The sequence below is a fragment of the Rhizobium herbae genome, assembly GCF_019511375.1.
GTDB classification, from domain to species: Bacteria; Pseudomonadota; Alphaproteobacteria; order Rhizobiales; family Rhizobiaceae; genus Pararhizobium; species Pararhizobium herbae_A.
The window spans coordinates 37,744-50,393 of the sequence record NZ_JAEUAO010000001.1; the positions used below are offsets into that span (position 1 = coordinate 37,744).

16 protein-coding genes are annotated in these 12,650 nt (G+C 60.7%); 7 read left to right on the top strand and 9 right to left on the bottom strand.

Going from position 1 to position 12,650, the window contains the following annotated elements:
- Positions 1-67: 67 nt before the first annotated feature.
- On the top strand, positions 68-505 hold the full coding sequence (locus JNB71_RS00265; RefSeq protein ID WP_220369880.1) for a DUF1489 family protein: 438 nt from the start codon (positions 68-70) through the stop codon (positions 503-505).
- 54 nt (positions 506-559) lie between these two features.
- On the opposite strand, the gene JNB71_RS00270 is transcribed toward JNB71_RS00265, so the two are convergent.
- The 3 genes from JNB71_RS00270 to JNB71_RS00280 all read right to left on the bottom strand — a co-directional run bounded on the left by JNB71_RS00270 (position 560) and on the right by JNB71_RS00280 (position 3,301).
- On the bottom strand, positions 560-826 hold the full coding sequence (locus tag JNB71_RS00270; protein WP_220369881.1) for a hypothetical protein: 267 nt from the start codon (positions 824-826) through the stop codon (positions 560-562).
- A 75-nt stretch (positions 827-901) separates the two neighbouring features.
- The gene (locus JNB71_RS00275) at positions 902-2,386 is read right to left on the bottom strand and encodes a D-alanyl-D-alanine carboxypeptidase (protein WP_220369882.1); all 1,485 of its coding nucleotides are present in this window, start codon (positions 2,384-2,386) and stop codon (positions 902-904) included.
- 183 nt (positions 2,387-2,569) lie between these two features.
- A complete protein-coding gene (locus JNB71_RS00280) occupies positions 2,570-3,301 on the bottom strand; it encodes a hypothetical protein (protein ID WP_220369883.1) in 732 nt (243 codons plus the stop codon).
- Between the two features lie 140 nt (positions 3,302-3,441).
- On the opposite strand from JNB71_RS00280, the gene JNB71_RS00285 reads away from it, so the two are divergent.
- Positions 3,442-3,765: a DUF6949 family protein gene (locus tag JNB71_RS00285; RefSeq protein ID WP_220369884.1), complete on the top strand. Its 324-nt coding sequence runs from the start codon at positions 3,442-3,444 to the stop codon at positions 3,763-3,765.
- 162 nt (positions 3,766-3,927) lie between these two features.
- Here the strand turns inward: JNB71_RS00285 and JNB71_RS00290 are convergent, their stop codons facing one another.
- From JNB71_RS00290 to JNB71_RS00300, 3 genes are all read right to left on the bottom strand, one after another.
- On the bottom strand, positions 3,928-4,536 hold the full coding sequence (locus JNB71_RS00290; RefSeq protein ID WP_220369885.1) for a transglutaminase-like cysteine peptidase: 609 nt from the start codon (positions 4,534-4,536) through the stop codon (positions 3,928-3,930).
- Between the two features lie 646 nt (positions 4,537-5,182).
- Positions 5,183-5,791, bottom strand: coding sequence for a PilZ domain-containing protein (locus JNB71_RS00295; protein ID WP_220369886.1), 609 nt, complete (start codon positions 5,789-5,791; stop codon positions 5,183-5,185).
- Positions 5,792-5,883: 92 nt separating this feature from the next.
- A complete protein-coding gene (locus JNB71_RS00300; RefSeq protein ID WP_220369887.1) occupies positions 5,884-6,513 on the bottom strand; it encodes a PAS domain-containing protein in 630 nt (209 codons plus the stop codon).
- Positions 6,514-6,912: 399 nt separating this feature from the next.
- Here JNB71_RS00300 and JNB71_RS00305 point away from each other — a divergent pair, with 399 nt between their 5' ends.
- Together JNB71_RS00305 and JNB71_RS00310 are read left to right on the top strand one after the other, a co-directional pair.
- On the top strand, positions 6,913-7,647 hold the full coding sequence (locus JNB71_RS00305) for a rhomboid family intramembrane serine protease (protein WP_220369888.1): 735 nt from the start codon (positions 6,913-6,915) through the stop codon (positions 7,645-7,647).
- 236 nt (positions 7,648-7,883) lie between these two features.
- Positions 7,884-8,336, top strand: a complete 453-nt coding sequence (locus JNB71_RS00310; protein ID WP_220369889.1) for a CBS domain-containing protein — start codon at positions 7,884-7,886, stop codon at positions 8,334-8,336.
- A gap of 227 nt (positions 8,337-8,563) precedes the next feature.
- Here the strand turns inward: JNB71_RS00310 and JNB71_RS00315 are convergent, their stop codons facing one another.
- The 3 genes from JNB71_RS00315 to folE form a co-directional block, all read right to left on the bottom strand.
- Entirely contained in the window at positions 8,564-9,526 is a 963-nt protein-coding gene (locus tag JNB71_RS00315) for a patatin-like phospholipase family protein (RefSeq protein WP_220369890.1), read from the bottom strand.
- A gap of 209 nt (positions 9,527-9,735) precedes the next feature.
- Positions 9,736-10,188: a phosphoribosyl-AMP cyclohydrolase gene (gene hisI, locus JNB71_RS00320; protein WP_220369891.1), complete on the bottom strand. Its 453-nt coding sequence runs from the start codon at positions 10,186-10,188 to the stop codon at positions 9,736-9,738.
- A gap of 23 nt (positions 10,189-10,211) precedes the next feature.
- Complete coding sequence (gene folE, locus JNB71_RS00325; protein ID WP_220369892.1) at positions 10,212-10,829, bottom strand: GTP cyclohydrolase I FolE; 618 nt, start codon at positions 10,827-10,829, stop codon at positions 10,212-10,214.
- A gap of 341 nt (positions 10,830-11,170) precedes the next feature.
- Between folE and JNB71_RS00330 the strand changes: the two genes are divergently transcribed.
- Genes JNB71_RS00330 through JNB71_RS00340 form a run of 3 tightly spaced genes read left to right on the top strand, consistent with a single transcriptional unit; the run spans position 11,171 to position 12,548 of the window.
- Entirely contained in the window at positions 11,171-11,620 is a 450-nt protein-coding gene (locus JNB71_RS00330; protein WP_220369893.1) for an iron-sulfur cluster assembly scaffold protein, read from the top strand.
- Positions 11,621-11,622: 2 nt separating this feature from the next.
- A complete protein-coding gene (gene yidD / locus JNB71_RS00335; protein WP_220369894.1) occupies positions 11,623-12,012 on the top strand; it encodes a membrane protein insertion efficiency factor YidD in 390 nt (129 codons plus the stop codon).
- A complete protein-coding gene (locus JNB71_RS00340; RefSeq protein WP_220369895.1) occupies positions 12,009-12,548 on the top strand; it encodes a DUF1697 domain-containing protein in 540 nt (179 codons plus the stop codon). Before yidD ends, JNB71_RS00340 begins: the two co-directional genes overlap by 4 nt.
- The last annotated feature ends 102 nt before the right edge of the window (positions 12,549-12,650 follow it).

Here is a 12,650-nt window from a genome sequence, read left to right on the forward strand (position 1 = left end):
GGTCGTCCTGTGGAGCGGTCAAGAACAGGCTTGACCGCGATGGGCGACTGGGTGTTCAACACCGGCCATGGCCTTGCATCTCATCAAGCTCTGCGTCGGCGCGGATTCGATCGAGGACCTTCGCGAATGGGTTTCGCGGCGGGCCCTGACGGCGATTGCCGCCGGCCTGGAGCCGCATTCCTCCCACACGACCCGAATGGTCCCGAAACGCACCGAGGAATTGCTCGATGGCGGCTCTCTCTATTGGGTGATCAAAGGGCAGGTGCAGGCGCGCCAGCGGTTGATCGGCATCGAGACGTTTACCGACGCAGACGGCATCGGTCGCTGCAATCTCGTTCTCGGTCCCGAAGTGATCGAAACGGCCTACCAGCCGCGCCGGGCCTTCCAGGGGTGGCGCTATCTGGAGGACAAGGACGCGCCGCGCGACCTGACGGCTCTGGGCGGTGGCGCAACCGAGATGCCGCTCGAGCTGCGGCGGGAACTCGCAGAGCTTGGCCTTCTTTGACAGTGCAGAACGATGAAAGCCCGGCGATGCCGAGCTTTCCAGATATCGTCTGTTTTAACGGATTCTGATCCGGACCGGAAAGCGCCCCGAGGGCGAGGTGACATGCACATGGATGGAGGCATTCGGCTGGGTCGAGCGCCAGGCCCGCGCGCCATGCGTCAGAAGCAGCGTCACCAGATCCTTCGTCTTCGATTTCGGGCGGCTGCCGAGTTCGGCGATGCGCATCGCCGCTTCATGCAAGGGATGCAGGCCGTAGCGCGGCGCCTTCCGTTTCCTGTCTGAAGCGGGCGTCATGCCCGGACCATTCTCGTTCATTCCCATAACTGACCTCGTTACGCAAAACCCAATCCGAGGAGGACCGCCGGCAAACACGCACCGGGGATCGAAACTTTAATCCTATTGAAGGCTGGCCCAGCAAGAGAAGCCCTTGCGCTTCAATGTCTTGCAGGCATTCACGGCTTTGTCTTGATTGGCGAAGCCGCCGAAGCGTGCCCGATAGAGATGGCCGTCGCCGCTGGCGAAGGCCGCGGTAAAGGGCGTCGCGCCGCGCAGAACCTTGCCGCCCTTGTCCTTGGCGTTTTCGAGCAGTGTCATTGCCTGGTCCTTGTCCGGCGTCGCGCCGATCTGAATGACCCAGCCCGCAGGCTTTGATTCAGTGGCGGAGACCGGCGTTTCGGCTGCGGGCTTGGCAACGGAATTGGTGATCTGGTTGTCGACAGTGGCGGCCGGGACCGGCGCAGCCTTGGCAATCTTGCGGCTCTGGGCTTCCAGCGTGTTCGGCACGATGTTTTCGCTCAGCACCGGATTGGCGCTGACCTTTGCCGGTTCGGCATAGGCGACTTCGATGCTCTGGGTGGTTTCGCCGCTGTAGCGGAAATCCGGAACTGGGCCGCTGTTGGGCAGGTTGAAGCTACCGCCGGTCGCGGCAACTGCCGCTTCGGCCGGTTGTTCGGCAGCTTGCGCCTGCATGGTCGGCGCATCGGCCGTCTGCGCGATCAGGTCACCGCCGCCGCGACGCGAGGCTGCCGGCAGATATTTGGCGACGAGGGCGCGCATCTGCGCGTCGCGAGCGGCGCCGGACTTGCCTCCGAGCACGACGGCGACGATGCTGCGGCCGTCGACCTGTGCCGATGTCACCAGGTTGAAGCCCGCAGCGCGGGTGTAACCGGTCTTGATCCCGTCGACGCCGCGAACATTGCCGAGAAGACGGTTGTGATTGCCGATCGTCTGCTTGCCGAAGCGGAAGCTGCGGGTCGAGAAATAGGAATAATATTGCGGGAAATGCTGGCGAAGCGCGATGCCGAGGCGCGCCTGGTCGCGCGCCGTCGTCATCTGCGCGTCGTTAGGGAGGCCGTTGGCATTGCGGTAGGTGGTGCGGGTCATGCCAAGGGCACGGGCCTTATTGGTCATGATGCGGCCAAAGCGTTCCTCCGAGCCGCCAAGCAGTTCGCCGAGCGCGGTCGACGCGTCATTCGCCGAGCGCGTCACCAGGGCAAGGATCGCCTGTTCCACGGTGATCGAATTGCCGGCGCGTACGCCAAGCTTCGACGGTGGTTCGGCGGATGCGCGCTTGGAGAAGGGAACTGGCGTGCTCTTGCTGATCTTGCCGGCTTCAAGAGCCTCGAAGGTCAGGTAGAGCGTCATCATTTTCGTGAGGGAGGCCGGGTAGCGCAGGCTGTCGGCATCCTCGCTGTAGAGCACCTTGCCGGTCTTGGCATCGACCACGATACCGGCATATTGCGCAGCAGCGGCCGCGGAAATGGTCGTCAGCGACGCAGCCAACGAGACCAACAGCACCCGGCAAGCCCTTTGAAAGAATGGGGCGATGGTGCGTTGAACGGAACCGTTGAATATGGATTTGGACACTACACTACTCTTCATTCTTTTTTCACAGATGTCGTCCGGGCGTGGCCTCCGGAAACGACTGTTCTCAGAACTCTATCGGGATAGCGTTACCAATCGGTTTATGATGAATGATTGGTTTCCGAATTCCGCGGCTTGAATTGCATTTCGGACAGGTAGCCGCAGCCGAGAAAATGACGCGCGACCGGGAAGGGGGGAATGTCATGGGGCGAGCTTGCTGTTCACGTAGTTGAGGACGGCCGTGTCGATGGCTTGCCAATGTGGCAGCAATTGGCTCGAAAAGCGGTAAAGCACAACTAGATCGTGGCCTGCGTGGATATCGCGCTGGCAATCTGCGCTGGTGGATGTTGCCGGACTCGCTGGCAGGATGCAGCGCACGGCGTAGGGCGTGTCGCCGCCACGGTCCTCGGTGAAGAAAACTTCCTCGCCGTAGCCGGAGCTCTCTTTCATCGCGTGGCGCTGCAATCCGGCCGGGCCGGGCAGGGCGGGCCCGTCGAAAAGATGCTCGTAGATCGGTTCCAGCCGGCCGGACATGTCGCGCGACATCGTGCTCTGGGAAACTTGAAGGAAGATCAGCGATTCCGGGCGGTTGACGTCGTTGAAGAGGCTACGGGTGCCGTCGGTGTAACCCTGCATCCCGGGCCATGTGAGGTAGAGATCGGCGCGTTCGGCCGCACCGGTGCGGCGTTGCTCTTCGAAGCGGATCACGTTGGACGGCAGCCGCAGGTGGTCCTGTCCGATGAAAATATCGTTGATTTCGGTGCTCGTCGTATGTCCCGCCAGCGCCAGGTTTTCGCCATACCAGCGCCCTGCAACGCTGATGCTTGCGGTCAGCAAGGCAAGGCTCGCGACAACCGCCGTCAGTCCATAGACAAAACGCGGCGAGATCAGCGGGCCGTGATCCTCGGCGGTGGCTGCAGGGTTGGCTGTCATCGGCGGGTCGCAACCTTGCTCTCGTTAACGGGCGGTATATGCTCCAGCCGAATGCGTGCCGAAACGAAACAGCCTGGGCGGCACGGAACTTGCTGGTTGGCAGGATGACTTCAACGCTGCCGCAACATGGTTAATTTTCAATGAATTTCATGACGATCTTCATTCTGCTCGCCGCCGGATTCGGCGTCTCGTTCATTGTTCTGGATGTCAGCCGCGTCGCGGGCCACCGCCACTGGCCGGCGTCGCACGATATGGTGAGGAACAATTTCCGGCCGTTCGCCATCTTCCTGGCACTGTTTGCCGGCCCTGCTTTGCTCGCCCACGCGCTCCGGCGGATGCTGTTGTCCGGCGGCCTGCGAGCCGGCGATGGTGTCGCTGGCGTTGTGATCGCCTGCGGGTGGGCCTGCTGCTACGGCGTTGTGGTCGTCCAGTGTGTGCGTCTTGCCGGACTGCCGGCACCCTGATTTTGCAGGGGCAGCTTGCGCAACGAAAAGGCCGGTTCCGGGGACAGCGGAACCGGCCAGAAGGGCCTGGTCTGGGACGGGGATTGGGGACTGACCGAAGCACTCTTCAGACGCGGACCGGGCATCCTGAGCCGATCCGCGAAAGTCCGATAGTCATGACGGCTATTGCGATACGCTGCCGACGGCGACGGTGCGGCCATCCTCGAGCTTTACCCACCGGCTGGAATTCTGCTCCGATTGCCGCTTGAGATAGGTGTATTCGGTCTCCGACCACAGCAGTACCTTGTTACGCATGTTGTCGAGGATGAAGTCGCCGCGATCGGTCCGCACGGTCAGCACCGCATGGCCGTCGCCATTGGGTTGCAGGACGACCGTGATCAGGAGATCGGACGGCGAAAAGCCGGCCTGCATCAGCCGCTTGCGCTTCAAGAGCACATAGTCCTCGCAGTCGCCGACCTTGTCGGGATAGGCCCAATGCTCTTCGAGGCCGTAGATTTCCTTGTCGGTCATCGGCGCCACCGCCTGGTTGACGTCGTAATTGACCTGAAGAATCGTCTTCCAGCCATCCCGGGTCAGCACCGCCGGTGCCGGGCTACCCGGGTTGGACCCGCATTCCTGCGGCAGGTTGCGGCAGAATTCGTAATGTCCGACCGGCGGATTGGTCGGGCCATCGGTTGTCATGTTGGCTGGAAAAGCGAGCGCCGAATGCGTGGCGATTGCAGATAAGAGTGCGGCGACGAAGCCTGCCTTCAGGATTGTTCTGGTTGTCATGCGTGTCTCCCCGTTGTGGTTCGACAATGACACCGAGATTTTTATTGCACGCGAAAATCGGAAGTAAAATAAAGTACAAAACTTATTGAAATAAGTAGAAAACTCGAATTTAACTTGAATAAAACTTGATGCTCATTTGATTCAAATGCGAGTAAATTTTGATCGAATTTCCGCGCACATATCGGCGGTTAAGCGACGGGAAACCATTTATCCAACGGAGCAATCGAGGTTTTCTGGACGTCTCATCGGTGATGGACGGGGAGGGAAGCAATGCCGGCGCGAATGGCGGCTGGCTGGGACCGGCGCGGTGTTGTCCCGGATAGACTTTGTTTACCAGGATGATTGCTGGTTTTGCCCCGAAATCCCTGTAAACAGACGGAATTATTTTTTGTCCTGGCACGAAAAAAATGCGGCCGAATAACGAGTTTCAAAAATAACGAAACGCTGGCAAGGCTGGAACTGTGCCAAATCGGGACGTTCCGGCGTGTCTTCTGGCGCCGGTGACGTGATTTGCTGCTTGAGTATGGCGGTGGGATTGGCTTGCGCTACGGTCGGAATGACCACCCGGTGCGGGTATCGGAGCGCGCGCGATCTTGGGTGGTGGTTGAGGCACCGCCGAGGTGCGGCTCGCCATGTTCGACGGGGGCTAGAGAAACTCTCTCAGCGCTTCACGCGACTGGATCCCGAGGAATTCGATGGCCATGCCTTCCTGGAAGTGGCGCACGACGCGGCCCTTCATGCTGCCAAGCAGGACGGCCGTGCCAAGCGGCAGGCGGGTTTCGATGTCGACGGCGGCGCCGGACAGCGACAGGTCGATGATGCGGCAGACATATTTGCTGCCGTCGTCGAGCGTGATTTCAGTGCGGGTCTTGCGCGGCGCAAGGCGATCATGCCGCCGGTCTTCCGGCAGGCCAAGCTCGTGCTTGTTGGCAATCCAGGTCAATTGGGCGGCGAGCTTTTCGCGCTTTCGGTCGGTCGCATTGATCTGGATGACGAAGGCATTCTCGGCAAGCCGCGAAACGGTGCCCTCCAGCCGGCCGACATGGTCGACATAGGCGATGATACGCTCGCCGGTGCGCGGCCGCGCGTCGCAGGTGAAAAGAACGTCGCCTGGTGACATGTCGATCGCGGTGCATTCGAACTCGTCGTGGTTCGCAAGCATGAGCCGGCCGGTGAGGTTCACCGAAACGCGTTGAAACGCGCCTTCGTTGTGCTGCTTGGGCCCGGCAGTCTGCGCTTGCTGAAACGAATACATGACCACACTTATGCGATGTCCATCCGGGTCACAGCTTTACACTCTTCCGGTTAACAGAAAGTATTTCCTACCTCCGGTTGCTTGGCGGTCGACTAATCGCGCCGGCCGCCTTCGAAGACGCGCAGGTGAAGGACGCGCCGGATGGCGCCGGACAGGCTGGTATCCGCAGCAGGGCGCGGACGAGAGGGCCGGGCGGTTGCGGGACGGTTCTGCAGCAGCACGCCGGCCGCGTCCTTGTCGAGCCGGCGCATTTCGCCAAGCTCGAGGAAATTGACGGGGGTGGCCCCGAGCCAATGCGGCCGCGATAGCGCAACGAGCGCGCCGATGATGCGATCGACGCGGCCTTCGGGTGATTTCAGCGGCAGCAGGACAAGTTCGCTCGCGAGAGGCTCGGCCGTGCCGGCGATGGCCGCCGCCGTCAGGACGACGGGGGCCTTTTGTGCCATCACGTCGCAGGCGATCCGCTCGATCCAGGTGGTCTGCTCGCCAAGCCACAGCGCGTCGAATCGCGAGCCACGCAGTTCGCGGGCAAACAGGGCGCAGATGCGCGTGCCGGCCAATCGGAAACGGATTTCCCCCCTTGCTGTTTTCTCCAGGATGAAGATGTCCGGCAGAATGTGCCGGACATGAGCAGGCTCGATCTGGCTGCGGGCCGGAACGTCGCGACGTCCGCGCAACTCGTCCCAGTAGGCATAGATCTCGATTGTCGTTTTGCTGCGCATTTCCTTATTCCATTCTAAACGCTCTGTACCGCTTTGGCACAACTGGCGGCGGAAACGGGCCCCGCAGGATTTACGTAGCGATTTCCGTGCCACGCGGGAATTAAGGTTAATCTTTGGTTCAGATTGAAAGCCGCGGGCGCCGGTGGCATTCAAGGCCATCACTTCACGAAGGGTTGCCTTCGGCACACCAATTCAGGGCTCGGGGTTTTTGGGGGCTCACCGGCCGTTCAGTTTTTGACTGGACGGCCTTTTTTTCGTCTGATGCTTTCCGGACAAGCAGGGATATCAAATCCAGGCGAGATCCGCGCGAAGATGCCGCGCTTTTGGCGCGCGTGTGAATCGTATAGAGCAAGGATATCAGCGATGCGGCAGCGGACCGCGGAACGAATAGTGAGCAGCATGACAGACCAACCGGACGGCGTGACGCCGCCGCAGGATGCCGAAACGGAAAGGCCGGTGCGCGTGCGCGAACCGGCTTTCAATCTGCCTGCGGGCCTGGTCGGCATCCTGGCGGTCCTGGTCGCCATCCACGCCGTGCGCACCTATGTGCTGCCGCAATGGATTGATGACGAACTGATCTTCAACTTCGCTTTTCTCCCGGCCCGCTATGCGCATTCGCTGGCCGATCAGAGCCTCGCCTGGATCTGGAGCCCGATAACCTATTCGTTCCTGCACGGTTCCTGGGAGCATCTGATTTTCAACGGCTTCTGGATGGTCGCCTTCGGCGCGCCCGTCATTCGCCGGATCGGTATGCTACGCCTTGCGATTTTCTGGTGCCTGTCGGCCGTGGCCGCTGTCGCGCTGCACATCGCATTCCACTGGGGCGACATGGCGGTTGTCGTCGGCGCCTCAGGCGTCGTTGCCGGGCTGATGGGGGCAGCGGCCCGCTTCGTCTTTTCTCCCAGCGGTCGCATCAGCCGGCAGTTTGCCCATCTGAACCGCCGCCTGACGATTGGCGAGGCGCTGGCGAACCGCTCCGTGGTGGTGTTTGCCGGCATATGGTTCCTGACGAATTTCCTGATCGGCCTTGGCGTCTTTGCTTTCGGCGGCGCCGCAAGCATTGCCTGGGAAGCGCATATCGGCGGTTTCCTGTTCGGTTTTTTTCTCTTTGGCCTTTTCGATCCGCGCAATTGACCTTGGAAAGAGTGACGATCTCGCCGACGGCGCTTGATTTTCCCCAGGCCCTAGCGCACCATTCCCGTCCGAGGGCAGCCGATCAAGGGGAGAGCGATTGGCGGCCGGACGGGCAAATAGCGCGACAGGAATGACATCTGTCTTGCGGATTGGTCCCCGACCGGAAAGGCGCGACATGCGCTTTGCGGTTTGCCACTATCCCGGTCAGACGAGGTCGCTGAAACGGGAGGTCGTGAATGTCAGTCACTGCAATTCTCAATGAAAAGGGCCGCCAGGTTTACACGGTCGATCCGCACTCGCTAGTGCGCCAGGCGGTCCGGTTGCTCCATGAACACCGCATCGGCGCCATCGTCGTCGTCAAGCCCGGCGACCGGATCGCCGGAATTTTGACCGAGCGCGACGTGGTTGCCGCGATCGACAAGTACGGTGCGGCATGTCTGGACAAGCCGGTTTCCTCGGTGATGTGGTCCAAGGTGCATCGGTGCACGGAAGAGATGAGCATCCACGACATCATGGAAATCATGAACAACATGCGTGCGCGCCATCTTCCGGTCGAAAGAAACGGGCGCCTCGTCGGCATCGTTTCGATCGGCGATGCCGTGCGCCATCATATCCGCGCAATCGAAAGCGAGGCCGAGCACATCAAGGCCTATATTGCCGGGCAGGACGGCAAGACCGTCCACTTATAGCGCGGTAAACCGGACGGCGCGGCGAAGCGTTGGGTCCCAAGGCTTCGCCTGCAGCGTGCGATCGCCGCAACAGCGCCACGCGGCCCGCGCAAATGACGCTGTAGTCCTTCGGAACTGCGGTAGCTAAAGCATGTCGCGCAAAAGTGTGCAGCGGTTTTGCGCAAACGACATGCGTAAAAACAAAGACCTAAAGCGCGACAAGCGAATCCGAAAGATCGCGAGTCGCTTTAGGCGCGAACCATGACGTCTTGAAGCCGCTTGAGCTCGTTGAGCCTGGCCTTCGTCTCATGATAGCCGCGATCGATGGCTTCGCCGGCGCGGTGAAATTCCGACAATCCGATGTCATTCAGCTTGGGGTGCAGCGCCAGGTCAGGAGGATCGCCGGCAAGGCGAGCGCGCGAGATACGGTCCTGAATGATATTGAAGGCCTGGACCATGACGCTGGTCATGCCAAGGCGCGTCGTCGGGTGGGGCGCCGGCTGGCTGTCGAGCGCCTGGTTGTCGGCGCGATGCTTGATCACGGCCGAGCGGCCATAGAGATCGTAATTGAGGTTGACGGCGACGACGAGTTGCTGCTCGTAGGCGCGGCAGACCGATACCGGCACCGGATTGACGAGCGCGCCATCGACCAGCGTGCGGTTGTTGCACTTGATCGGTTCGAAGATGCCGGGCAGCGCATAGGAAGCGCGGATCGCGGTGATCATCGAACCCTCGCTGAGCCAGACCTCATGGCCGGAATTGACCTCGGTCGCAACCGCGACAAACGGCCGGTCGAGGCTTTCGATGGATATATCCTGCAGATGTTCCTGCATCCGCTTCGTCAGACGCAAGCCCCCGAAAAGGCCTCCGCCGCCGATGGCGAAATCGAGCAGCCCGGCAATGCGGCGCATGGTGAGGGAGCGCGCAAAGGTCTCGAGTTCATCCAGTTTTCCGGCAAGATAGCAGCCGCCGACCAGCGCGCCGATTGACGTGCCGGCGATCATGCCGACTTCGATGCCTTCTTCGTCCAGCGCCTTGAGGACGCCGATATGGGCCCAGCCCCGTGCGGCACCGCCGCCGAGGGCAAGAGCGATCTTGGACTTTGCCGGCTTGATTGGTTCGGAAGGAGGTGAGGTCAGAGCGTGGGAAGGGCCACCGGGCGCCGATGCGTCTGCCGTGATCCCGCTTCGATTAAATGTCCAGTTCAACATCCGGCACCTCCATGCCGCAGAACGCACTGTTACAAGCCGTCACGTCTCGCATTGCTGCGTTGCAAGCGCATCGGTAAGACACAATCTACATTGGACTCTTCTGTCGCCGGTGTTTCCGACGGAACGCGTCCGAATGTTGAGATTACGCTCCCAGTCTGGTTGCGAAATCGTGAATCCCCCAGAAAACTGATCCAAAAAGCGTCAGATGCTTAATTTTTGCCGTAGACGCTGTCCGGAGGGAAATGAATTTCGGTATCAACAATGTTAAGCGTCGTGACGCCGTCCTTGGCGTCAACCCGACGATAGAAGCAGGAGCGGCGGCCGGTGTGGCAAGTCGCATCATGACCGGAAACGAGAACCTTCAGCCACAATGCGTCCTGGTCGCAATCGGTACGCAATTCCACAACATTTTGTAGGTTACCGGAGGTTTCACCCTTCTTCCAGAGGCTTTTGCGCGAACGGCTGTAATAGTGGGCGATGCCGGTCTCGATGGTCAGCGCCAGCGCCTCGGCGTTCATATGGGCGACCATCAGCAGGACGCCGTCCTTGGCATCGGTAACCACGGCGGTGATCAGTCCGTTGCTGTCGAAACGGGGCGTGAAGGCGGAACCGGTTTCCAGTTCCGCCTTGTCGGCGGGCGGCGGGGCAAATTCGAGCGTCATGGGAAAGCTCCGGTTGAAGGAGCTTATTTGAAGCCCCTGAGCAAGGTCATGAAGCGGGCCTGTTCGGCAGGCTCGGTCTTGAAGACACCGGTAAAGGTGGTGGTCAGCGTTGTCGAGCCCTGCTTTTGAACGCCGCGCATTGCCATGCACATGTGTTCGGCCTCGATCATCACGGCAACGCCGCGCGGCTGCAGCGTTTCGTCGATCGCCCTGGCGATCTGAGCCGTCATGGTTTCCTGCGTCTGCAGGCGCCGGCCATAGATGTCGACGACACGGGCGATCTTCGACAGGCCAAGCACCTTTCCATCAGGCAGATAGGCGATGTGCGCCTTGCCGATGATCGGCACCATATGGTGTTCGCAATGCGAGAAGAACGGGATGTCCTTGACGAGCACGATGTCGTCATAGCCGCCAACTTCCTCGAAGGTGCGTCCAAGCACGTCTTCGGCGGCGAGCTCGTAGCCCGAGAACAGTTCCTTGTAGGCCTTGGCAACGCGGGCGGGCGTATCGAGAAGTCCTTCACGCTCAGGATCGTCACCGGCCCAGCGCAGCAGGACACGAACGGCCTCCTCAGCCTCCTTCTGGCTCGGTCTGCCATCGGAGGCAGGCAGGGCGGGAAAATTCTTGACTATGGCGTCCATGATGGCCCCTTGATGTAACCTCGGTTACTTGACGTTTTATCTTTTCGGACAACTCGCCACTGGCCATTTACCTGACGCTTGCAGGCCTGGTTACCGTCGGCGGGCTCCGGGGCTTTCAGATTGACAGAGGTTAAGGGCTCTGGATCATCCGGCACGGTTTCCCAAACAACAGGCGACCGTTCGCTCTTGCGAACCTGTCGCCTCCACACGACATACCATATAATATGCTGGGATACATGTGAAAGGGGCGCAGGCGGAGACACTGTGTTTTTTTCCCGGATACGATAGAAAATCATGCGCGGATTGCCTGAAAACGCGCAAAATCAACCGGATCGCGTCGAATGATGGATGAAATCTATAACAGCAGGATTCTCGAGTTCGCCGGCAATATCCCGCGAAGCGGCAGGCTCGAGCATCCCGATGCCGAGGCGAGCGCCCATTCCAAACTGTGTGGCTCAAGAGTCCGCATCGGCTTGAAAATGGAGGGTGATATCGTCACCGACTTCGCCCACGAGGTGAAGGCATGTGCCCTGGGGCAGGCTTCCTCATCGATCATGGCGCGTCACGTTGTCGGTGCCACAGCCGGTGAAATCCGTCAGGCGCGGGAGGACATGCTGGCCATGCTCAAGGCGGACGGCGAGGGCCCCTCGGGGCGTTTCGAAGATATGCGGTTTCTGAGACCGGTGAAGGACTACAAGGCCCGCCATGCCTCCACCATGCTGACCTTCGATGCGGTGGTCGATGCCATCGGCCAGATCGAGGCGGCTCGTCTCGTCAAGGCTGCGGTGTGAAAATGTGCGGCGAGCCGGGGTGCCAGGGAAACGACGTTCAGGCGGTTCATCGGGCTTATTCCGGCCGCAACTATACGGGGCCGTTTCGCAAGACGCCCGGGCGGCTCTTCGGCATGGCGTTCATCCGGCTCTATCAACTGACGCTCTCCGGTTTCATCGGCAATTCCTGCCGTCACATCCCCACCTGTTCGGAATATGGCTACGAGGCGATTGCCCGCCACGGTTTCTGGCCGGGCGGCTGGATGACCGTGTTTCGCGTCATGCGCTGCGGGCCGGGCGGCACGAGCGGGCTTGATCCGGTGCCCGTGAAACTTGACGCGACCAAACATTGGTGGACGCCTTGGCGTTACTGGCGCCTGGGCTCTGCGACGAGCGGCACTGCCACAAAATGACGACCTACGTCGCCTTGCTGCACAGCATCGTTCTCGGTGGCGGACGCCGCGTCGTCATGTCGGACCTGCGGGCGACTGTCGAAAGCATCGGCTTCCGATCGCCGCGCACGCTGGTCGCCACCGGCAATCTGGTCTTCGAAGCCGATATGGAAGCTGTGGCCGACGTGGAAGCAGCGCTGGAAACGGCCTTCACTCGCGATTTCGGCAAACATGTCGATATCATCGGACGCTCGGCCGAAGACTGGCTTGCGCTTGCCGCCGGCAACCCGTTTTCGGATGCCGGCGCGTCGGAGGCACCAAACATTATCGTGCGTGCGATGCGCACGCCATTGAGCAGGGATGTTCTGCCGGGCTTGCAACGGCACTGCAGCGACGGCGAGAAAATCCGCATCGTCAACGGTGATCTCTGGATTCATTTCCCCGGCAAGCCAAGCACATCAAAGCTGGTTCCGGCGCTGACCACCAAGCGCCTCGGCATCGGCACGTTGCGGAACTGGAATACCGTGCGCGGCCTGCGGGCTATGATCGGCGCCTGATTGAGCCTGTTCTTTACTCGGCTGCAAAAACCCTCTATCACCCGCGCGTCAATTTGCCGGGTCTCCGGCCATCAACACCACCCGCATTCGTTGGCGGGACTG